The sequence below is a fragment of the Breoghania corrubedonensis genome, from assembly GCF_003053845.1.
In the GTDB taxonomy this organism is placed as follows: Bacteria; Pseudomonadota; Alphaproteobacteria; order Rhizobiales; family Stappiaceae; genus Breoghania; species Breoghania corrubedonensis.
Map to the genome: position 1 here is coordinate 103,631 of NZ_QAYG01000002.1, position 19,644 is coordinate 123,274.

34 protein-coding genes and 1 pseudogene are annotated in these 19,644 nt (G+C 64.2%); 31 read left to right on the top strand and 4 right to left on the bottom strand.

Annotation, left to right across the window (positions count from 1 at the left end; translation table 11 throughout):
• Positions 1-10: 10 nt before the first annotated feature.
• Positions 11-3,424, bottom strand: coding sequence for a type I restriction-modification system endonuclease (gene hsdR / locus C8N35_RS08435; protein ID WP_107989246.1), 3,414 nt, complete (start codon positions 3,422-3,424; stop codon positions 11-13).
• Between the two features lie 178 nt (positions 3,425-3,602).
• Here hsdR and C8N35_RS08440 point away from each other — a divergent pair.
• A pseudogene (locus C8N35_RS08440) lies at positions 3,603-3,788 on the top strand (trypsin-like peptidase domain-containing protein); the annotation flags it as partial.
• 177 nt (positions 3,789-3,965) lie between these two features.
• Positions 3,966-4,301: a hypothetical protein gene (locus C8N35_RS23605; protein WP_146177360.1), complete on the top strand. Its 336-nt coding sequence runs from the start codon at positions 3,966-3,968 to the stop codon at positions 4,299-4,301.
• Between the two features lie 186 nt (positions 4,302-4,487).
• Here C8N35_RS23605 and C8N35_RS23610 read toward each other — a convergent pair whose 3' ends face one another.
• The 3 genes from C8N35_RS23610 to C8N35_RS08455 form a co-directional block, all read right to left on the bottom strand.
• Positions 4,488-4,835 (bottom strand): hypothetical protein, encoded by a 348-nt coding sequence (locus tag C8N35_RS23610; RefSeq protein ID WP_146177361.1) that lies wholly within the window; start codon positions 4,833-4,835, stop codon positions 4,488-4,490.
• Positions 4,836-5,239: 404 nt separating this feature from the next.
• Entirely contained in the window at positions 5,240-5,533 is a 294-nt protein-coding gene (locus C8N35_RS08450; protein WP_107989249.1) for a hypothetical protein, read from the bottom strand.
• A 20-nt stretch (positions 5,534-5,553) separates the two neighbouring features.
• Positions 5,554-6,249 carry an XRE family transcriptional regulator gene (locus C8N35_RS08455; protein WP_107989250.1) on the bottom strand — a complete coding sequence of 232 codons (696 nt, stop codon included), beginning with the start codon at positions 6,247-6,249 and terminating at the stop codon, positions 5,554-5,556.
• Positions 6,250-6,494: 245 nt separating this feature from the next.
• Here C8N35_RS08455 and C8N35_RS24490 point away from each other — a divergent pair, with 245 nt between their 5' ends.
• From C8N35_RS24490 to C8N35_RS08590, 29 genes are all read left to right on the top strand, one after another.
• A complete protein-coding gene (locus C8N35_RS24490) occupies positions 6,495-6,788 on the top strand; it encodes a helix-turn-helix domain-containing protein (RefSeq protein ID WP_107989251.1) in 294 nt (97 codons plus the stop codon).
• The gene (locus C8N35_RS24355; RefSeq protein WP_281261773.1) at positions 6,785-6,919 is read left to right on the top strand and encodes a hypothetical protein; all 135 of its coding nucleotides are present in this window, start codon (positions 6,785-6,787) and stop codon (positions 6,917-6,919) included. The genes C8N35_RS24490 and C8N35_RS24355 overlap by 4 nt, the downstream gene beginning before the upstream one ends.
• Entirely contained in the window at positions 6,919-7,062 is a 144-nt protein-coding gene (locus C8N35_RS23840; RefSeq protein ID WP_170122052.1) for a hypothetical protein, read from the top strand. Before C8N35_RS24355 ends, C8N35_RS23840 begins: the two co-directional genes overlap by 1 nt.
• Positions 7,059-7,394: a hypothetical protein gene (locus C8N35_RS08465; protein WP_107989252.1), complete on the top strand. Its 336-nt coding sequence runs from the start codon at positions 7,059-7,061 to the stop codon at positions 7,392-7,394. The genes C8N35_RS23840 and C8N35_RS08465 overlap by 4 nt, the downstream gene beginning before the upstream one ends.
• Before the next feature lie 2 nt (positions 7,395-7,396).
• Positions 7,397-8,209: a ParB/RepB/Spo0J family partition protein gene (locus C8N35_RS08470; RefSeq protein ID WP_107989253.1), complete on the top strand. Its 813-nt coding sequence runs from the start codon at positions 7,397-7,399 to the stop codon at positions 8,207-8,209.
• Positions 8,209-8,667 (top strand): hypothetical protein, encoded by a 459-nt coding sequence (locus C8N35_RS08475; protein WP_107989254.1) that lies wholly within the window; start codon positions 8,209-8,211, stop codon positions 8,665-8,667. The genes C8N35_RS08470 and C8N35_RS08475 overlap by 1 nt, the downstream gene beginning before the upstream one ends.
• Positions 8,668-8,866: 199 nt before the next feature.
• On the top strand, positions 8,867-11,056 hold the full coding sequence (locus C8N35_RS08480; protein WP_107989255.1) for a Mu transposase C-terminal domain-containing protein: 2,190 nt from the start codon (positions 8,867-8,869) through the stop codon (positions 11,054-11,056).
• A 68-nt stretch (positions 11,057-11,124) separates the two neighbouring features.
• A complete protein-coding gene (locus C8N35_RS08485) occupies positions 11,125-11,916 on the top strand; it encodes an AAA family ATPase (RefSeq protein ID WP_107989256.1) in 792 nt (263 codons plus the stop codon).
• The gene (locus C8N35_RS08490) at positions 11,916-12,548 is read left to right on the top strand and encodes a hypothetical protein (protein WP_107989257.1); all 633 of its coding nucleotides are present in this window, start codon (positions 11,916-11,918) and stop codon (positions 12,546-12,548) included. Before C8N35_RS08485 ends, C8N35_RS08490 begins: the two co-directional genes overlap by 1 nt.
• Positions 12,545-12,928: a transcriptional regulator gene (locus C8N35_RS08495; protein WP_245926735.1), complete on the top strand. Its 384-nt coding sequence runs from the start codon at positions 12,545-12,547 to the stop codon at positions 12,926-12,928. Before C8N35_RS08490 ends, C8N35_RS08495 begins: the two co-directional genes overlap by 4 nt.
• Positions 12,921-13,250 (top strand): hypothetical protein, encoded by a 330-nt coding sequence (locus tag C8N35_RS08500; protein ID WP_107989258.1) that lies wholly within the window; start codon positions 12,921-12,923, stop codon positions 13,248-13,250. Before C8N35_RS08495 ends, C8N35_RS08500 begins: the two co-directional genes overlap by 8 nt.
• Positions 13,247-13,666, top strand: a complete 420-nt coding sequence (locus C8N35_RS08505) for a hypothetical protein (protein WP_107989259.1) — start codon at positions 13,247-13,249, stop codon at positions 13,664-13,666. Before C8N35_RS08500 ends, C8N35_RS08505 begins: the two co-directional genes overlap by 4 nt.
• Positions 13,667-13,680: 14 nt before the next feature.
• Positions 13,681-14,343 (top strand): DUF3164 family protein, encoded by a 663-nt coding sequence (locus C8N35_RS08510; protein WP_107989260.1) that lies wholly within the window; start codon positions 13,681-13,683, stop codon positions 14,341-14,343.
• A gap of 10 nt (positions 14,344-14,353) precedes the next feature.
• Positions 14,354-14,632, top strand: coding sequence for a hypothetical protein (locus tag C8N35_RS08515; protein ID WP_107989261.1), 279 nt, complete (start codon positions 14,354-14,356; stop codon positions 14,630-14,632).
• Positions 14,629-14,865, top strand: a complete 237-nt coding sequence (locus C8N35_RS08520) for a hypothetical protein (protein ID WP_107989262.1) — start codon at positions 14,629-14,631, stop codon at positions 14,863-14,865. Before C8N35_RS08515 ends, C8N35_RS08520 begins: the two co-directional genes overlap by 4 nt.
• On the top strand, positions 14,862-15,098 hold the full coding sequence (locus C8N35_RS08525; protein WP_107989263.1) for a hypothetical protein: 237 nt from the start codon (positions 14,862-14,864) through the stop codon (positions 15,096-15,098). The genes C8N35_RS08520 and C8N35_RS08525 overlap by 4 nt, the downstream gene beginning before the upstream one ends.
• Positions 15,099-15,100: 2 nt before the next feature.
• A complete protein-coding gene (locus tag C8N35_RS08530) occupies positions 15,101-15,328 on the top strand; it encodes a hypothetical protein (RefSeq protein ID WP_107989264.1) in 228 nt (75 codons plus the stop codon).
• A gap of 1 nt (position 15,329) precedes the next feature.
• Positions 15,330-15,557, top strand: a complete 228-nt coding sequence (locus tag C8N35_RS08535) for a hypothetical protein (protein ID WP_107989265.1) — start codon at positions 15,330-15,332, stop codon at positions 15,555-15,557.
• Between the two features lie 9 nt (positions 15,558-15,566).
• A complete protein-coding gene (locus C8N35_RS08540) occupies positions 15,567-15,809 on the top strand; it encodes a hypothetical protein (RefSeq protein ID WP_107989266.1) in 243 nt (80 codons plus the stop codon).
• Positions 15,806-16,027: a hypothetical protein gene (locus C8N35_RS08545; protein ID WP_107989267.1), complete on the top strand. Its 222-nt coding sequence runs from the start codon at positions 15,806-15,808 to the stop codon at positions 16,025-16,027. Before C8N35_RS08540 ends, C8N35_RS08545 begins: the two co-directional genes overlap by 4 nt.
• On the top strand, positions 16,024-16,242 hold the full coding sequence (locus C8N35_RS08550; protein ID WP_107989268.1) for a hypothetical protein: 219 nt from the start codon (positions 16,024-16,026) through the stop codon (positions 16,240-16,242). Before C8N35_RS08545 ends, C8N35_RS08550 begins: the two co-directional genes overlap by 4 nt.
• Positions 16,239-16,442, top strand: a complete 204-nt coding sequence (locus C8N35_RS08555) for a hypothetical protein (protein WP_107989269.1) — start codon at positions 16,239-16,241, stop codon at positions 16,440-16,442. The genes C8N35_RS08550 and C8N35_RS08555 overlap by 4 nt, the downstream gene beginning before the upstream one ends.
• Positions 16,439-17,092, top strand: coding sequence for a gp16 family protein (locus C8N35_RS08560; protein ID WP_107989639.1), 654 nt, complete (start codon positions 16,439-16,441; stop codon positions 17,090-17,092). The genes C8N35_RS08555 and C8N35_RS08560 overlap by 4 nt, the downstream gene beginning before the upstream one ends.
• The gene (locus tag C8N35_RS08565) at positions 17,089-17,268 is read left to right on the top strand and encodes a hypothetical protein (protein WP_107989270.1); all 180 of its coding nucleotides are present in this window, start codon (positions 17,089-17,091) and stop codon (positions 17,266-17,268) included. Before C8N35_RS08560 ends, C8N35_RS08565 begins: the two co-directional genes overlap by 4 nt.
• Complete coding sequence (locus C8N35_RS08570) at positions 17,265-17,525, top strand: hypothetical protein (protein WP_107989271.1); 261 nt, start codon at positions 17,265-17,267, stop codon at positions 17,523-17,525. The genes C8N35_RS08565 and C8N35_RS08570 overlap by 4 nt, the downstream gene beginning before the upstream one ends.
• Entirely contained in the window at positions 17,522-17,890 is a 369-nt protein-coding gene (locus tag C8N35_RS08575; protein ID WP_107989272.1) for a hypothetical protein, read from the top strand. The genes C8N35_RS08570 and C8N35_RS08575 overlap by 4 nt, the downstream gene beginning before the upstream one ends.
• A gap of 139 nt (positions 17,891-18,029) precedes the next feature.
• Entirely contained in the window at positions 18,030-18,965 is a 936-nt protein-coding gene (locus C8N35_RS08580; protein WP_107989273.1) for a glycoside hydrolase family protein, read from the top strand.
• Entirely contained in the window at positions 18,962-19,162 is a 201-nt protein-coding gene (locus tag C8N35_RS08585; RefSeq protein WP_107989274.1) for a hypothetical protein, read from the top strand. The genes C8N35_RS08580 and C8N35_RS08585 overlap by 4 nt, the downstream gene beginning before the upstream one ends.
• Complete coding sequence (locus C8N35_RS08590) at positions 19,162-19,644, top strand: hypothetical protein (protein ID WP_107989275.1); 483 nt, start codon at positions 19,162-19,164, stop codon at positions 19,642-19,644. The genes C8N35_RS08585 and C8N35_RS08590 overlap by 1 nt, the downstream gene beginning before the upstream one ends.

Here is a 19,644-nt window from a genome sequence, read left to right on the forward strand (position 1 = left end):
GGTGCCCGTATCACGCGGCCGATGGTGGCCATATCGCCTCGTTGATCTGCCTGAGCACCTCGTCCAGTTCGCCGTCGAATTCCTGTGCGATGCGCTTGAAGCCGCCGCGGTCGGCGAAGGCGCCCTGGTCGAACAATGTCGGGTCGGCGACGGGCTTGTCCTTCAGCGCCCGACCTATGCGACGCAGCCAGTCCTTCTGGCGCTGGGTCCAGGGGCGGGATTTCTCGATCGCGACGATCGCATTTTCCACCCGCTTGGCATAGGGCACCAGCGGATCGCCGATCGCGGCCTGTCGGACGAAGCCGATGATGTGGGCCGCGATGTCCGCGTTGCGGGCGCTGCCATAGGCGGCCCGCAGCATGGCCTCGGAATAGTGATGCTCGTCGAGGAGCGCGGCCAGTTCCGACAGCTCCTTGCGGGTCAGCTCGCGCGGGCGCTGGGTCGCGGCAATCATCGCCGGCACGGCGTTCATGTTCTGCCGCACGTAGCGCTCGAAGCCCTCGATGTAGTCCTCCGGCGTCGCGTTATCGCCAAAGATCTCACGGATGTGGAGGAGTTCATCCTCGTGCGTGGAGATGGCGACACCATCGCCGGGCCCGCGCCGCCGGACAGGCGGACGATCGAGGATCTCGATGGCGCGGGGATGCTCGTCAAACCAGTGGCCAACCTCGTGGCCGGCCCGGCGCGACAGGTCGGTGACGGCTTCTTCCGGCGTCTGGCCGGCGGCGCGGGTGAACTGCTCGATCTGGTCCTCATCGAGGCGGCGAGCGAGCGAGCGCATGCGCACCACGATCTGGCCCGCCACCCAGTTCCGGTCCTCGTCCGTTTGCGCATGGCCGAGGTCGGCTGCGAGCTGCGCCATGGAGATATCCGGCCGCACCACGACAGGGCGCATGTCCGACATGTTCTGGAGGTTAGCGTAAAGATCGACGGCATCGAAAATGCGGAAGTTTTCCTTGCCGATCTCCGGGCAAAGGCGCGTGGCGCGGCCTATCATCTGGTCATAAAGAATGCGGCTGGCAACGCGGCGCAGGAAGACGAGATTGCAGATGGAAGGAATGTCGACGCCCGTGGTCAGCAGATCGACGGTGACGACATATTTCGGCAGCGGGTCGTTTCGGAACTTCAGGATGAGGTCCTGGTTTCCGGGCACGCTGCCCGTGATCTTCATGACCATGCCGTGCGGGACGGCCGAGATGCCGTATTCTTCCCGCAGCTCTTCCGTCAGGATATGCACGACATCATCGGCGTGGCTGTCGCGGGCGGCGAAGATGAGCGTCTTGCCCGGGCGGTCCGGCGCAATTTCTGCGGCCAGCGCCCGGCAGACGACACGGTTGAAGTTCTCCGAGTAGACGCGCTTGTTGAAGGTGGCGAGGTCGTAGTCGAGAGAGACGTCGTCCGGCAAGTCGAAGAGATCGATCTGGCCAGTGCGCGGATCGATGATCTCGACCTCCTCCCCGCCCTCGAAATGGATGCCGGCCTCGGCAAGCGCGGTGGTGATGCGCCGGGGCGGCAGATGGTCGTTGAGCCAGCCTTCCACCACCGCCTGCCGGTAGCCGTAGGAAAACACCGGATCGCCGAAGATCTCGCGGGTGTGCAGCGCTGGCGTGGCGGTGAGCGCGATCTTCACCGCGTCGAAATAGTCGAGCACCTGGCGGTAGGCGCTCTGGTAATCGTCGACATTGCGGAAGCCTATGTCGGTTTCGCGCAACTCGGCATCGAGCGTGTAGCCGCGGTGGGCCTCGTCGACGATGATGCAGTCGTAGGTGCCGGGCGTCGGCCGGCGGTCGGGATCATCCTCGTTGAGGATGCGGGCGACTAGCGACTGCACCGTCGCGACCTGGACCTGATCCTCCGGTTCGGGCAGCCGCTGGTCGAGACCGGCGACCTTGTAGATCTGCGCGAACTTCAAAAGTCCCTCGAGTTCGGTCGTCTCCAGCGCGTCTGTCGTCTGTTCGCCCAACGCGGTCCGGTCCACCAGAAACAGGATGCGGCGGAACCGGCGGTGCTTCAGCAGCCGATACATCAACGCGACGCAGGTGCGCGTCTTGCCGGTGCCTGTCGCCATGGAAATCAGGATATTCCGCTGTCCGGCCTCCACCGCCTCTTCCACCGCGCGGACCGCATCTTCCTGATAGGGCCTCAGCGCACCATAGCCGAAGCCTTCTTCAGCCAGCCCCTGAGCCGCCGCGTCGACATCCGTCTCCAGCTTGGCGACGAGATCGCTCGGCGAAAACCATTCCGGCAAGACGCAATCCTGGTTCGTCGCGCGGCGCACGTCGCGATACCAGATGCCGGAGACCGTCTGCCACTGGCGCACATAAGACCGACCATTGGTGGCGAACACGAAAGGCACACGGAAGGGATCGTCCAGCCCATGCTGCCAGGGTGCGTCAGGATACCGGTTCCCGGGCTCCAGACGGATATCGCGGGCATAGCGTTCGGCCTGGCGCAACGTACCGGGCACATTGGTCGACTGGCGCTTCGCCTCGATGACACCCACACACGTGTGCCCGACGAAAAGCGCGTAGTCGACCGGACCGCTTTCGGTCGGCCATTCGGCGATCGCGATATTGCGGCCAGCCTCCGGCCTCGTGCCGGCGGAATGGCGCAAGGTCTTGCTGTCGGCCTCCCATTGCTTGTCGATCAATTGAACGTCGATGAGCAGGCGCGTGTCGGCTTCGTCCAGCTCCAGTTTGCCGGCCGCATCACGGCCCGCCTGCTTCAGCTCGACGCGAATCTGGGCTGGTTCGGCCGCAGCTGCGGCTTGAAGAGCCTCAAGCTGTTTCGCGAGTTCGTTCTGGCTGGCTTCGAATTCAGCCGCCGTCTGCTCCCAGACCACGCTCTCTGCCCTCGCCTGTCCGGCGAGTTCCTCCGCCGCCTGCCGGGCGCGCACCTGTTCTTCTGCGGAGGCGTGCGCGGCTCGGAGTTCGGCCTCCGCGGACAGAACAGCCTTTCTCAGTTCCGCCAGTTCCTGACGGAGGGCTTCATCTTCTCCCCGGGGATCGGGAGGCGGAACGAAGGCACCGGGCTTGAAATTCGGATCGCGCCCATAGGTCTGACGGAACCAGACGCCCAGCGAACGGCAGAACTTGAGGGCTGAAAGCGCCTCGGCATGGGTGCCGGTAAATTCATGCGTTGCCTCGTTGCCTTGCCGCCGGACGGCGTGAAAAACGTCGGCAACCTGCCGGGGAAGAATTCCCTCATAGACCAAGCGGCGCAGGAGATCGTTCTGGTTTTCTCGGCGGTCGGGATCGTATGCAGCGGAGCGCGCAGCAATCTCCTTGAGCAGAAGTTCCGCGAATTGGCGGCTTTTGATAAGCGAAGTGTTGGCGTCCTCCGCAAAGAAGCGCTCGGCCAATACACCAAGTTGGCGCAAGGGCCCGCTCAAAGGTTGCAAATGATCAAAATTCGCGGAATGCATGAGCACAACCAAATGGAGAACTGCTTGCTTCGTTATATATACCAATAAAAACAACGTTTGTGCCGCCTGGGCAATAGGCGGTCGGGATGCTGGATTGCGCGTGACGCTTTTCCGCACGAACGCGCGCCTTTGAACAGGTTAGAGGCTTTCTCCCCCTCAAACCCCAGTCACTCGTGGCGCAGTGACAAGCATGAAAGGCATGCTTGGTGATGCGAACAAGATGCAGATCTCTGCACCTGTTCAGCCGGGCAACTCTGGCGGCCCGGTGGTGAATGCGCGCGGCGAGCTGATTGGCGTGGTCGTGTCTGTCCTGGCTCACCGGTCGGCGCTGCCCAGTCCTTACATCCGCTCCGGTTTGTCCTGAACGTTTCAGGATCAACAGGATCGCCTTCTGCGGGTGTGCAGGGGCCTGGCGGAACGTCTCGGCCACTTCGTCGCGACATCTGCCTGCGGCTTCCTGTTCCGCATGCCATCGAAAAGCCCGTTCAACGCGGATGGATCACGCTTGCCATAATGCTGAAGCGTTGTGGGCGAGATGCTCGTGGCCGAGATTCTGGCTGAGAGCGCCCATTTCCTCCAGAGTGTTCGCCATGCGCCTGAACATCGTCGCAAGCGTGTCGCGGATCGCGTGCGGGTGAAAGCAGGGGATCCCGGCCGCAGCCGTCGCCGTCTTGAGGATGGCGCGAACCGGCGTCACCGTTTTCCAGAACGCCTCCGGCCTTGGTCCCTGGAGAGCGTCGAATGGATTTGGCGCGCGCGGAAAGACGGGGGAACCGGCCGAGGCGCCATCGGCGCGGCGTTCCGCAAGCCAGTCGACGACGATCCGCTCGATATACTCCCCGACCGGAAACCACTCCGCAGCAAGGCGTCGGTGTAAGAGATGAGGGAGGATTCAATGTCTCCATCTGACAAATTTAATAGGAAGAAGCGCTACACGTTAGCGGCGCCGTCCGATGGGCCCGGCTTCGATCCGGGAGACGGGCGAAGCATCGTCCAAGAGTTCTGCGGAAAAATGATCGATCACTTCCGGCCTCCCAGCGACAGTGGTTCGAAACCAAGCAAGTCAGAGAGACGCCATCGCGTGCAACCGGAGCTCAGCCTTCACCGGTGATGGAAATCCGGTGCGCTGCCCTACCCAGCGCCAGATGGTCGGCACGCTGCAATCGTAACGAAGAGCGACATTGCGAACAGAGACATACCGCTCCCCAAAGGGCTCGTCCTGCGCGTCCAAAGGCGGCTGACCAGAACGCCTCGCCTCGTGCTCGCGCCGTTCACCTTCTCGGCTGGAAGGTTTGCGCGCTTCTACCGCGATGGACAGAGCTTTCGCCTGATCCGCAGAACCATTTGGGGGTTTGGCTGAAGAAGGAGTACAGAACCCGTCATACGGGAATTCAAATTGGGAGTTAGCCATAGCCCACCGATCTCTTGTCCCCGTCTCCGGGGATGTTGAGGTCTTGATGAGCACTCCTGCGCTCTCACTGAAAAGGCCTACCTTTTGGTGCCAATTCAGCTTTAGCTAAGAGCTGTCGATTGCGAATGAGATCCACAAGCAGCTGCCTGGCAAATTTTGCATCGACGGCAGACGCTGGCGAGCCGATGGGTACACGTCCCAAAATTCCAATTCGGACACAGCCGGGGGAATTGTAACGTGCAAGATCAGATGGCAGTGGGCGGGATTAGGTGAGATTATCCGGGAACAGCCGGGAAATCGTTGAAATGGCGGGGAAAAGGCGTCTTCAGGCGAGCGCAAGCGCCGGAACGGTGCGCAAGATCAAATGGCACTGATGGCGGATGGTTTCTGTAGGGTGCGCAAGATCACTTGGCATCGGGATCGGAAGCTGTACGGCGCTCGACGAGGATGCCGAGGATGCGGGAGAGCGCGGACAGGATGGATGCGCCGATCCAGCCGGTGACGAAAAGAAAATCGCGGAGAAGCGGCGCCGTATAAGCGGCAAAAAAGCCGCTGCCGACGGCAACGACGAGGACGAGTGTCGCCACCTCCGGTGCGCGGCGCCAGTCGGCGTACAGGATAGGCAGCGCCGCCACGATCAAGACGAGAATCATCAAGACGACGGCGACACCAGTGCCAAGGTCTTCAAACGCAGACATAAACGCCCCCCTAAACCAGCTTAAATCGACCTTCCATACCACATGACGCGGCCGGCTACGTGGATGTCGGACGCTTCATTCGCCGGGACGTCCTCGGCCTCGAAGCGGTCGTTGTCGCTGATGAGGCGCAGGCTCCCGTCGCGCTTGATCTGCAGGCGCTTGACCAGGACCAGACCACCGAGGACGACGACATAAATCGCATTGTCGCGCACTGCGTTGATGGAGGTGTCAACCAGCAGGACGTCCCCGTCCCGAATGGTCGGCTCCATGCTGTCTCCTTTGGCCGTCAGCGCCCTAGCTGCTCTCGGATTTATCCCGCGACGGTGGAGCCATTCGGCGCGGAATGCCAGTAATCCCGTGTCATCTTCCCGCTCAGCCAGTGCACCATTCCCGGCCGACGCGTGGACGGACAGCCGGCGGATCATCGTAAAATCCCCGCCGGAGGCCAATTCGGTGATCAATTCCGAATGCGGAAGATCGTCTTCCTCAACATGGGGCAGCATCTGGCCTTCGCCAGATACAAGCCAAGAGATTGATACGCCTGCCGCTTCCGCCATGGCGCAGATCGCGCCGGCCTTCGGTTCGCTGCGCCCATTCAAATAATTTTCCAACGTCGTCCTCGCGATCCCGGACTTCGCCGCCAGCGCGTTGCCGCTTCCGGCAAGCCTGGCGCATTGGCGGATCCGTTCTGCCAGCCCGACTACATACTCAGTCATGGCATGAACCCGGAACCGCGTTCCGAGTATCTGAGGATACTGACGTAACGAACATTGTCAAAATAATACAATGACTTACTGAATTTGAGTATGACGATGGGCGCAACTCAACCCGGAACGGAATATTTTGGTTGCCATACATACTCAAATCGGCCATGGTGTCACCACTTGTTACTCACATCCGTTAATTCATGGGCCGGCCGATCTCGCACACCAGGGCCGCCCAGCAATGACAGGGATCGCGCATGCCCCGCGTTTGGGACAGACACGCTATTGCCGCCGAGATCCGCAGACGGGGCTCCAACCTCACCCAGCTTGCCCGCGATGCGGGCGAGCCGGACTGCACATGTCGGCAGGCCATGTCGCGGTGCTACCGCAAGGGCGAATGGATCATTGCCAATTTCCTGGGCGTCCACCCGTCCGAGTTGTGGCCCGAGCGCTACGCCAAGGCTCCAACCGGCCGCGATACTAACGCGAAGCGCGATAAGCACCAAAGCCAGAATGAGCGCTCCACAACTGACACGAGGTGCGCCGCATGACCCGCCTTGTGTCCATTTATCGGCTTTTCGCTGACACCACCCTGCCGCGCGATCTCGCCGCAGCCCTCGCCCTCGCTCTCTTCATCGGCTCGGCCCTCGTCTGGATTGCCGCACTGACGGGGGAGATGTGATGGGACCGATCATTGGCGCGGTTTTCGCTCTCCTGATCATCGCGATCGTTCTCAGCCTGATGGTCGCAGGCCTTGCCGCCGCCCGGCGCGAGGAATTCGAGATGCATGCGAGCTGCCTCGATGACGAGGAAGACCGCTCATGAGCAGCTTCTGGCGCGATTACCGCGATGAGTATGGCGACGCGGCGCTGCCGCCCGCCGGGCGCAAGGCGCTCGGCCTGCCGCCCGCGGACGCGCTGACCAACGACGCACCCCAAAACCCCGGCGCGGATCTGGCCCCGCCCGCGACCGGGGAAGAAGCGCCGGCGACGAACCTCCCACGTCGCCGGCGCCAGACACTTCGCATCACGCTCGACGAGGCGCATCGCCGGATGCTTGCCGACGTTTCCGCCGAAGCGGGAACGAGCGACGCGGAGACGGCTCAATCGATCATCTCGCACGTGCTCGACGACGACGCGTCGGCGCACGGGAGATAAACATGCTGAAGACGATACAGATTTCAGACATCGACGCTTCCAACCGACTGCGGCCGATCAATCCGACGTGGGTTTCGGCGTTTGCCGAACAGATCGCCGCCGGAGAGGATTTGCCCGCGATTGAGGTTGTCGAGACTGACGGCGGATACCGGCTTGTTGCCGGAGGGCATCGGCTCGCGGCCCACGCGAAGCTCGGGTTGACGGAAATCAAGGTCGAAGTTCTGCCAGAACGCTTCGCAGATCCGGATCAGGCACTGCTGCGCGAAATCCACGAGAACATGTTCAATTACGGCCTGACGGCGCTTGACCGGGCCGTGCATCTGGCTGCGTGGCGCGAGGTCTACGAACGGACGAACGAGACCGACAAGCGCGGCGGCAAGCGACGCGGCAAGGCTGCGACGGAGACCAATTCGCAAGACTTTGCGAAAAGGTTTTCTCTCGCAGCGGCCGAGGCGCTGGAGATCTCCGAACGTTCCGTGCAATTGGCAGTCAAGGTCGCATCCGACATTGCAAAGGACGTGCGCGAACGCATCGCGTTTCTGGCGATCGCCGACACCATGTCGGAGCTGCTGCAGCTCACCCAACAGACGGCCGAACGGCAGCGGGCTATCGCGGACATGCTCGCCGCCGAACCTCCGCGCGCGTCAAGTGTGGCGGAGGCGGTTGCACTGATCGATGCGGCCCCGAAGCCGATCACGCCTGCCGCCTGGGAGAGGCTTTCCGACAAGTTCTCACGGCTCAAACCGACCGAGCAGGCGCGGTTCTTCGCGCTGCATCGCGCCGAATTCGAGGCGTGGCTGGAGGCCAATCGCTGATGGCAAAAACGCGCGGCGATACGCTGACGGGCGATCTGCTCTCCTGGGAGCCGGAGCCGGTTTCGGTCGGCTTCGACGAGGGGCAGGTGCGCGGAAACCGGATGGCGAACCGCATTTCCCAGGCCGTCGCGCTTGCTTTGAAGAGCAGCGAACTCGGCCGGGCGGAGATCGCCGCGCGCATGAGCGATGAACTCGGTTACCCGGTCAGTGAGGCGACGCTCGACGCCTATGCGTCCGAGGCCAAGGAAAGCCACCGGATTACGCTGGAGCGCTTCATTGCGCTTATCGAAGTCACCGGATGCCATGACCTGCTCGGCTTCGTCGCCGAATTCTTTGGTTTCCGGGTCGTGCCCCAGAAATACGCCGATCTCATTGAACTGCATCTTCTGGAAGAACATGAGCGCGACGTGACCGCCCGCAAGCAGGCCCTGCAGGCGCGCTGGAGGGGCACGCGATGAGCACCCATCCATGCCTCTCCTGTCAATTGCCGGACTGCGACGAGAGCGACCGGCGCTGCGCATTGAAGAAAGCGCTGCGCGAGTACTCCTACAGGTCGAAGCAAAATCTGCCAATCTCCGATGAGTTGCGCGGTACTTACACCCTTGCCTACGCGGAGATCTACGGATCCGGGCGGAACCGTAGCGGGGTAGCCACGTCATGAAAGAGTGGCTGACCGCCGCAGAGCTGGCCGCCGAGGCGCTGCCCGATTTTCCACATACCGAGCGCGGTGTGCGCAAGATCGCAGATCGCGAGCGCTGGAACGACAACCCGGCCTATGCACGTGATCACTCAGGGCGTGGAGGCGGTCTCGAATATCATGTCGCCCTGCTGCCGACGCTGGCCCGTGTGGCCTACGAGACGCGCAATCGGCGGATCGAATTGCCGGCCGACGATGAGGGGGCGGAGCCTTCGACCCTACCGGCGCCCGGCACGGATCGTGCTGCGATGGAGCGGGACGCGCGGCTGGCAATCGTCGCAGCATTCGAGGCCTATGCGAAGGGCCAGCGGCTCGGTCAGGCGAGCCTGACGCAGACCTTCGTTTCCCGCTACAACACCGGAAAGCTCGCGGTCGACGACTGGATCCGCGAGCTGGTGCCGCATCTTTCCAAGCGGACGCTGGCCCGCTGGCGCGCCGCCAAGAAACAGTCGCCAGACAAGCTCGCCATTGATCGCTCAGCGGCGCGCAAGGGCAAGGGCGTGCTGGAGACCGCCAACGGCGGGGCGCTGCGGACCTTTATCCTCGCGCTCATCGCCCACCAGCCGCACCTTTCCGGCGCACATGTGCGCACGCTGTGCCGGGACGAATTCGGCGACACGATCACCGCGATCAAGGCTGGTGTCGAGACGGCGCTTCCCATGCCGCCGGTGCGCACGTTCCAGCACTTTTTAAAGCAGCTTAAAGCGTCGGAAAAAGTCGCGTTGACGCGGCTGACCAACCCGGACCGCTACCGCTCGACAATGGCGCCGTCCGGCGTCGGTTCGCTTCGGTTCATTACCGAAGCGAACGAACTCTGGCAGATCGACGCCTCGCCCGTCGACGCGCTCTGCACGGACGGGCGACACGCGATCTACTCCTGCATCGACATCGCGACGCGGCGGACCTGCTGGTACGTCTCGCGCACGCCGCGCGCCTCGGCGGTGGCTCTGCTGATCCGCAAGGCGATCCTCGCCTGGGGTGTGCCCAAGAAGGTCAAGACCGACAACGGCTCGGATTTCGTGGCGCGGGATACCAAGCGGCTGTTCCACTCGCTCGACATCGAGCCGGAGCTTTCCACCGAATACACGCCGCAGCAGAAGGGCCATGTCGAGCGCTCGATCCGCACGTTTCAGCATGATTGCGCGACGCTGCTTCCCGGCTTCGTCGGTCACAATGTCGCCGACCGCAAGGCTATCGAGGACCGGAAAAGCTTTGCCGACCGCCTCGGCGCCGATACGGCCGACATGTTCGGCGTGTCGCTGACCGGGCCGCAGCTGCAAACCTATGTCGACGATTGGGCTCGCTACATCTACGAGGCCCGCCCGCATTACAGTCTTTCCGGCATGACGCCGGCCGATGCGGCAGCGGCATCGGGAACGGCGATCCGTACCGTCGATGAGCGCGCGCTGGACGTGCTGCTGATGCCCGCCGCGGGCAAGGATGGCCTGCGGAAGGTGACGAAATTCGGCATCCGGATCGATGGCTTCCACTACGTGATCAATGCCGCGATGCCCGGAGATGCCGTTTTTGTCCGAATGGACCCGAACGACGCCGGCCGGGCTTATGCCTTCGACGCCGACGATGGCCGCTACATCGGAGAGGCCGTGTGCCCCGAACTGGCGGGCCTGCACCCGAAAACCATCATTGCCGCCAAGAAGGAAGCCCAGTCTCAGACGCTCAACGAGGCGACACGCGACGTCAAGGCGCGGATCCGCGACATCACCAAAGGCCGGCCGCTCATCGAGCGCGCGATCGATGTGGCCAAGCGCGATGCGTTGGCGCGCGAGGACGGCAAGGTCGTCGCCCTGCCGAAGCGCACGCAAGAGCACTCGACGCCGGCGATCGCCGCCGCCCTCGATGTGAGCGCGCCGGAGCCGGTCAAGACGCCTCTTTCCGGCCGCGCCGCGGACTTGCAGGCGGAGATAGAGGCGGACCTGGCAACGGGCGCCACCGCACAGCCGGCACCCGTGACGCCGCTCCGCAAACAGGAAACCCCGCAGAACCGCTTCCGCCGCGCGCTCGCCCTTGAGGCCGCGATCGCGGCCGGCGAGCCGGTGGAGACGGCCGACGCGATGTGGCTCGGCGGCTACCAGACCGGACCAGAATACACGGCCATGAGCCAGATGTACGAGGATTTCGGCGAGGTCTAGTGCCCGCCCAACAAAAAAAGAGCCCCGGCGAACCGGAGCCCTCAAGACCATTTTCGAAGGACCATAAGATGACGGCACCATTCAAGAACGTCAAGACGGCAACGGGAACGGCAGCGGGAGGCTCTATTGCGCCGCTGAAGAACGTCGCCGCGCTGATGACCCTGATCGAGACCCTGCGCAACCGGGCGATCGGCCTGCCGGGGATCGGCGTTTTTTCCGGCCACTCGGGCTACGGCAAATCGGTCGCGGCGCAATACGCCATGAACCGCACCGGCGCGATCTATGTCGAGGTGCGCGACTACTGGCGGCAGAAGCGGCTTTGCGAGGCGCTGCTCAACGAGTTGGGCGAAGTCCGCCCGCGCGGCACGGTCGCCCGGATGATGGATGACATCATCTACCGCATGTCTGATGCGCCAGACCGACCGCTTATCATCGACGAGGCCGACAAGCTCGTCGACGGCCGCATGATCGAGTTGGTGCGCGACATCCACGAAACGACGCAGGCGCCAGTCATCCTCATTGGCGAAGAACTGCTGCCCAAGAAGCTCGAAGCGCACGAGCGGGTGCATAACCGCGTGCTCGACTTCCAGCTCGCCAATCCTTGCGATGCGGACGACACCGCCGCGCTCGCCCGCCTGCTGGTGCCCGACCTCACGCTCTCGGCGGACCTGCTCGACGACGTGCGCACCCGCACGGCCGGCAAGGCGCGGCGCATCGCGACGACGCTGCACGAAATCGGCCAATACGCCCGCAACCACGGCCTCACCGAGATCGACCGCGCCAGCTATGGCGGGCGGATATTCACGGGCGAAACGCCTATCCGGGCCCGGGCCGGCAAGACTTCGGGAGGGCGGAACTGATGGCAGCGGTTCTGAAACTTCGCGAGCAGGCCAACGGTCGGCCGATCCTGCGCGGGCATGAGCATTTTTGGAGCGTGATCCTCGACCTGACGCGGGCGGGGGAGACGTTCACGCTCAAGGATGTCGCCAGCGGGTGCAACGATCGCACCGACAGCTCTGTGACCGACTACGTGCGGCGGCTGACCGTGGCTGGCTACCTCGATACCGTCGGTCAGACCGACGAGGGCCGCTATTCCAAGCCGATCTACAAACTGATCAAGCGACAGGCGGAGGCGCCGCGCCTGCGCCGTGACGGCACCGAACTGCCGCCGCCGGCCCAGCAGCTCATGTGGAACACGATGCGCAACCTGCTGAAAGGCGGGTTCTGCGCACGCGAGCTGGCGCAATTCGCCTCAATCGACGAGGTGACCGTGCCGCTGGTGACCGCCAAGAGCTACCTGAAGCATCTGGACAGTGCCGGATACCTGCATTGCCTGGAGCCCGGCCGCGGGCGGCACCTTGCGCGCTGGCGGCTGAAGCCGTCCATGAACACCGGCCCCAAGGCGCCGAAGATCCTGCGCACCCAGGCCGTCTACGACCCGAACCTCAACGAGATCCCCGGAACGGCGGATGCCGAGGAGGTGCAGCCGTGAATGCGCAGGAAACCATGATCGACAAGGCCCGCGCCGCGTGGGGCGACACTCTGCCGGAATGGCTGGAAGAACTGGCCGGCATGGCAGACCGGATCGGCCTTGCGGCCACGGCCAAGCGCGTCGGCTATTCGACCAGCGCCGTCTCCACCGCGATCCGCGGGGTTTATGCCGGCGATCTCGGCCGGATCGAGGACCGGGTGCGCGGGGCGCTGATGGGCGCCGTTGTCGAGTGCCCGGCGCTCGGCGAGATCGGGCGGCATGCCTGCCTCGACTGGCAGAAGCGGGCGTTCGCGCCATCGAGCGCTGCGCGTGTGCGGGTCTATCGCGCCTGCCGCGCGGGCTGCCCTCACTCCAAGCTGAAGGGAGAGCGCGATGGCTAAGCTTTCCGAAATGATCGAGATCGCCCGCGGCGCTATCCAGCCGTACCGGCAGACCGGCGTTGAACTGTCGGCGGAAGCCGTTCGCGAAACCCACGACGCCCTGGAAAAGGCGCGGGACAAGGCCCTTGTTCTGGAGGCGGAGAACGAACTGCTGAGGGGCTGCGCGGCCGTCGGCATCGATTACCCGGCTGCTTGGGATCATTGGAACTGCCGCTGCCAGATCGTGACTGCGGCAACGTCACTCGGATCCAATGTGGTGCGCTTCCCGGTCATCCCTCGCCCCATCCCGATCCGGACGCCTCCGGAAGGCGGTGCGGCATGAAGTCGATCAACAAACAGGGATGGACCTACGGCGAACTGGCGTTGGCGGTCGGCATGCGGGCGCTGGGTGAGGATGCGGAAACCATCGGTGGAATGCTGAACCGCGAGCCAAAGACGGTTACCCAGGCGCTCGCCTTCGCACGCGGGCTGCTGGCCAAAGAGGGATGGCCCGCTTTGCTTTTGCGCAACCAGGACGCGCTGGAACGCCGGCTGCGCAACGATCGCCCAGACGATCCCGACCGCGTCGAGCCATTCCGGCCGAGGCGGGCGCATCCCGCCCCGGTGATCACGCGGCCGGATCATGCGCGCGATGTCACAGCTGAGAGGCTCGGAGACCCGACGCCCGAGCAGCGTGCCCGTATCGCCGAACGCGACACCCAGGAAGCGGAGCCGAAGCGCCCGCGTCGTTATTTTTGAAGGAGGACTGAGAGATGGAAGCGATTGAGAACACGGCGGCTCCCGACGTCGCCACCGCCGGCCGGATCGAAGTTGGCGGACGGACATACATGCAGGACGCCAAGGGCTCGCTTGTTCCGGTGGAACTGGTGAAGCCGCAGGATGCGCTGCAGGACGAGACCACGCGGAAGATCATGCACTTTGCGCGTGAGCTTTCGGCGCAGATCGCGCGTTTCAAGGCCCATGTCTTTGAGGACATCGGAGCGCTTGATGCGCTCTTCGCCCAGGAATACGAGACGAAGCTTGGCGGTCCGAAGGGACACAAGACGCTGATGACCTTCGACGGGTGTCAGCAGGTGAAAGTGCAGGTCGCCGACCTGATCGATTTCGGCCCTCAGCTCCAGATTGCCAAGGAACTGATCGACGAGTGCCTTAACGAATGGTCCTCCGACAGCCGGCCCGAGATCCGCGCGATCGTGACCCGCGCCTTCAACACCGACCGCGCCGGCCAGATCAACCGGTCCGAGATCTTCATGCTCTTGCGCCTCGACATCGAGGACGAGCGCTGGAAGCGGGCGATGGAGGCGATCCGCGACGCAATGCGCGTGGTCGGCAGCAAGACCTATGTCCGGTTCTACGAGCGCGATGCGCCGGACGGTCCCTGGCAAACGATCTCCATCGACCTCTCGAAGGCATAGGGGGAGCATCATGACGAGCATCTGGTTCAACCCCGAAAGCGCGCAGTTGAAATCGTATTCTTCGACTTCGCGCGGCCGCAAGGCGGTTGTGAAGATCGAGATCGAGGTGACTGACCTGTCCTACCTCGGTTTCCTCCTGCAGGATCTGGCGCGCGCTGAATACGAACAGGCCAGCCCGTCGTCTCCCTATCGCCCGCAGCCGAAGTCCGCCGACGAACGCGAGAAGCGCCGCCGCCTGCGTAACCAAGCTGCCCTGGCGCTTCCGGCGCCGGGAGGCGATCCGTCATGAGCGAGCGCCTGGAGAAACTCGTCGAGGATCTGAAACGCCGCCTTGATGTCGATCCGGCGGCTGAAGTGATCGGCGATCTCGTCGCCCGTGAAGGTGCGCGAGCGCGGTTCATTGGCGGCACCTACGAGCTGCGTCTTTCCGGTGTGGCGGGTACCTGCACGGCGGGCGGAAGCGGCCTCTTGCAGTCATGGTGCCGCAACGCCGAGCGCCGGATCGAGAGGGGGCGTGCATGACTTCGTACACCCTCGATCACATCCGCGCGCTTGTCGTGCTTTCCGAAACCACGCTGAGCCGCACGAAAACCGGATACGCCCGCGAAGACCGCGCACTGCACCGCGCGTTCGAGGTCGATGGGGCAGTCGTCGCTGACCTCATCACCGCCGGCCTCGTCGAGTGCGACGAGGACGACGAAGGCGCCTACTGCGGGCTGACAGACGCGGGCTACGAGCTGATGGGGGCGCACTGATCATGGGCGCCCGCCAGCAGGACCTGTTCGGAAAGCCGGCGCGAGGCAAGCGCCGTTGGCGGGCGCACGTGATCGACGCCGGCATCAATCCCTGCATCGGGCCTCAGCACATCGCGAAGTTTTCCTGCCAGCGCTGCCAATGGGCATCCGATTGGGAGGCCTTCGAGACGATTGGCGCGATCAAGCGCGGCATCCCTTGCCCCAAGTGCAACGTGGGCGGAGGCGCATGACATGCCCGGCCGGTTGGATCTCGTCGCAGAGCGGCAGGAACTGATCGGCCGGGCGCACCGGAGCCGGTACCGGCTGCACCGGCGGCCGGAGCTGCTGCGGCAGCTCAAGCAAGCGACCAATGAATTGCTGCGCGCGGAACTGGCGCCAGCCGAAACACCGAAGGAGCCATTAGGGCTTATCGAGGACGACGAGGAACCGCGCGATCCGTTGCGGTGGTGGGACAGATAGGAGGACGCCATGACTGAAACGAGCGTGACAGGTGATCGAGCGGCCGACGTTGCGGCCATCATCGAGGGAGTGTTTTGCACTGTTGACCTGCCATTGAATGATCAGCTCGGGATCCTGACAGCACTGCTGGCCAAACGCATCGCCGCGATCGGCTCCGACGCTCAGGTGCGCAATGTGGCGGCGGGAGCCACGGACATTATCACCCGATCGGTGGAGCGTCGCCTCGCTGAAAAGCGGGGGATGCTGTCATGAGCCGGATCGAAACTCCGAAGAACTGGACGCCGGCGATCGCGCACCGATTTGCGATGGTGCGGATCGAGCGGATCAAGCATGCGCTCGCGGAGATCGGCTACCTCTACGGCGATGTCTACCAGCCGGTCACGGATGAGGCCGACAGCCTCGCATTCGACGGTCTCAATGATCTGGTCGATGCGATCAACGAGGCGCGCGATCAGGAGGCGCAGCTATGAGGACCAAGATCATCATCGCCGCGCTCACTGCAGCGCGCGAAATCGTTGAATACGACCGGCAGGCCACGCTCGAATGCTGCTGCGAATTCGACCAGGAAACGTTTGAGCCCATCATCGAGACCATCGACGAAAGTGGCCGGGCCGGGATGGCCGCGTATGACGCCGTGCTCGCCAAGATCAACGCCGCGCTGGCGGAACTGGGGGTGCGGACATGAGCATCACTGACGAGATGATTTTGGGCGTTCTGAACCAGGGCCAGCCATATGGAACGCCAACCTATGTTGTGCGCAACAAACTCGGCCGAATTGCCACAACGCGGCAAGTCCTCGCCCATCTGAAGCGCCTTGAGAAGCGTGGGATCGTTGAGCGCGCCTTCTTCAGCTATTCGAACTCAATCGCATGGGTGCGGACATGAGCGCCGCCCTCAAGGCCATCCACGTCAAGCGCCGGCAGATGGGTCTCGATGACGAGACCTATCGCGCGCTCCTGGAGCGCGTGACGGGCCTCGGCTCGTCGAAGCACATGAACGAGGCCCAGCGCCGGCTCGTGCTGGTCGAGATGGATCGGCTCGGCGCGCCGAAGACACCTCGCCCTCGGAGTGATCGCGCAAGCGGACCGTACGCCCCCAAGCTGCAGGCATTGTGGATTGCTGCGCACAACCTGGGCGTGGTGCGCGATCGCTCCGATGCGGCGATGCTTTCGTTTGTCCGGCGCATGACGGGGATCGATCACACGCGGTTTCTGCGGGATCCCACCGACGGCTCGCGGGCCATTGAAGCGCTGAAGAAGTGGATCCAGCGTGCCCTCCGCGCCGACAACCTCTTCAGCCACAGCAAGCACCGCCCGGCGCTGCTCAACGACCACCGTTTCCAGGTGCTGTCCCTGCAATGGGCGCGGCTGATCGCGCTCGATGCGACGCCGGCCGCGATGATGACGTCCTGGACGCACGCCCGGTTCGGAGCCGCGGATTTCGGTCGGCTGACGGACGGTGACTGGATCGACGCCATGAACGAGCTGGGCGCACTCCTGCGCGAGGCGCTGGTGAGCAAGGGAGCGGCGGCATGACCAGCAAGGAAGCAGCCCTGACCATCCGCCAGCTCAAGGCAATCGCCGACAACCTCGACGAGCGCGCAAAGGCTTTCGGGGCTGCTTTGGCAGCCAAGCTCCACGCCATCGCCGGGGATCTTCGGCGCGAAGCGGCCGTAATCGCCTCCGAGCAATCCGGAGAGCCGGCATCATGACCCACGGTATCCTCATCACTGACCATGCGGTCATGCGATACGTCGAGCGGGTGATCGGCATCGACCTCGACGCCGTGCGGGCGAAGATCGCGAACGAGATCGCGCGCACCCAGGCGCGGGCCGACCTTTCGCAACTTCCCGACCGCTACGCGATCCGGACAGCCGACGCGACCTATGTCATCCGCCGCAACGTGATGACCACGGTGCTCCGGCGCGGCGGCACCACGTTCTTTCCGATCGAGGGGGGCGGATCATGACGGACCTGCCGCGTCCGCCCGCCCATATCGCGCCCTATGTGGAAGCGCTCGGCCACCAGCGCGCAGCGGAGTTCCTGCTCGCGTTCGGCGGGGCGGCGGCCTATGTCGCGGAGAACCCGCAGGAACGCGGCAAGATGACCGAGGCGATCGGCGAGGACAGCGTCAGGGCGCTCGGGGCCGTGCTGGGTTTCGGGCGTATCGACCGGGTGCCGGTGGCCGGATGGTGGGTTGCCCAGGTGCTTTACTGTCGCGGGGCCTCGATCAGCCAGATCGCACGCGAACTCAGGACCAGCGACAAGACCGTGCGCAAGTGGCTGGGCGAGATGCGCAACAGCCAGCGACAGCTCAAATTGTTTGCGGATTGATCTCTGGTTCGCACGCCGGTGCGGGCATTTCAACGCACGGCGCTGATGCACTGTGGCGGACAATCGAGCCGCCCGCAACTGCCCTTTAAATCGCACTTGAACGGCCGGCTCCCACGCGACCACTCGCAGGGATCCGCTAATGACCGTCATCACCAAACTGAGCCCCGCCGGTGTCGCCGATCTCGGCGCACATGAGGGGTTCGTCTCTCGCACCTATCGCTGCCCGGCCGGCGTTCTCACGATCGGCTTCGGCTTCACGATGGGCTCGATGGTTTTCGCCGACTACTGGCGGACAAAGTACGGCAGAGGACTGAAGCCCGGCGACACGATCACGCGCGAAGAAGCGGAAAAGCTTCTGATCGAGCTGGTCAATCACGAATACGGGGTGACCGTCGCCGACAAGATCAAGCCGCAGAAACAGTGCGAGTTCGATGGAGCCTCGTCGGTCCTCTACAACTGCGGCAAGGGCGCCGCGAACTGGCGCTGGGCCAAGGCGCTCGCCGCCGGCGATGTGAAGAGCGCCGCAGCGCTGCTGCGCACCACGGCCGTCACCGCGAACGGCAAGCGTCTGCCGGGGCTGGTCAAGCGCCGTGCGGCCGAGGCCCTGATGATCGAACGCGGCGTCTATTCCAGCCGCAAGGCGATCCGCATCGAGCCCGCAACCGACATTGCGCCCGCCGCGACCGCCGACGACGAGCTGGCGCACTATCAGGGCATCCTCGCGCGCCTCGGCCACTACAAGGGCCAGCTCGACGGACTGGCGGGGCCGAAAACCACCGCCGCCGTGCGCGCCTTCCAGGAAACCCAGCCGAACCTCAACGTGGACGGCATCCTCGGCACCGGCACCGCCGCCGCGCTCGACCGGGCCGATGCGGCCGGGGATCGGGCCAAGGACGTCGGTGCCGCCGCCTTCGTTTCCATCGGCAGCGCCGCCGCCGCTGCTGGTGGCGCTCCGGTGTGGGTGTATTGGGTCGCCGGAGCGGCCACTGCCTTCGCGTTGCTCGCCGCCGGTGTCTACGCCTGGAGGTATCGCGACGAGATCCGGGCGGCGATCAAGCGGAGGGCCACGGCATGAAGGGCTATCGCACCACACTGATCAACGGCGCGGTGGCGCTTGTTCCCATCGCCGCGGAACTGCTCAAGTTCCTCGGTGCCTTCGATTGGCAAGCCTACCTGGAGCCGCGCGACGCGCTCTGGGCGATGCTAATCATTGGCGGCCTCAACATCTTTCTGCGTCGCATCACGTCGACGCCGATCGGGCGGTCAAGCTGATGGGGCCGCTCGCATTCGTTGGTCCGGTCATGTCGATCGTCTCCCGGGTTCTGACCGGCGGCGGCTTCTCCGCGGTCATCCAGGACGTGGTCAAGGCGGTGGCCGAGGGCAAGATGACTGCCGACGAGGCCAACGCGCGGATCGCGGAGGCGCAGGCCTCGGCCGAGGCGGACATGACCAAGGCGCTGGCGGCATCGGCTTCGGAGATTTTCGCCGTTGCACAGGAGACGATCCGGGCGTCGTTCCAAAGCGACGATCCGATGGTGCGGCGCGCCTGGGCGATCGTGGTCTGGTCGCAGACCTTCGTCCTGCTCTGGTACCAGATCGGGCTCCCGTTCTGGATCAAGGCATTTGGCGGCACCTTCCCTCGCACGGGCGACGACATGCTCGCCTGGGCCTATGCGCTGGTCGGCGGCGCGCTGGGGCTCGCCGGTCTTGGCGCGGTCCGGAGCGTCGGCGCGAACTTCATGAACAAGCGGTAG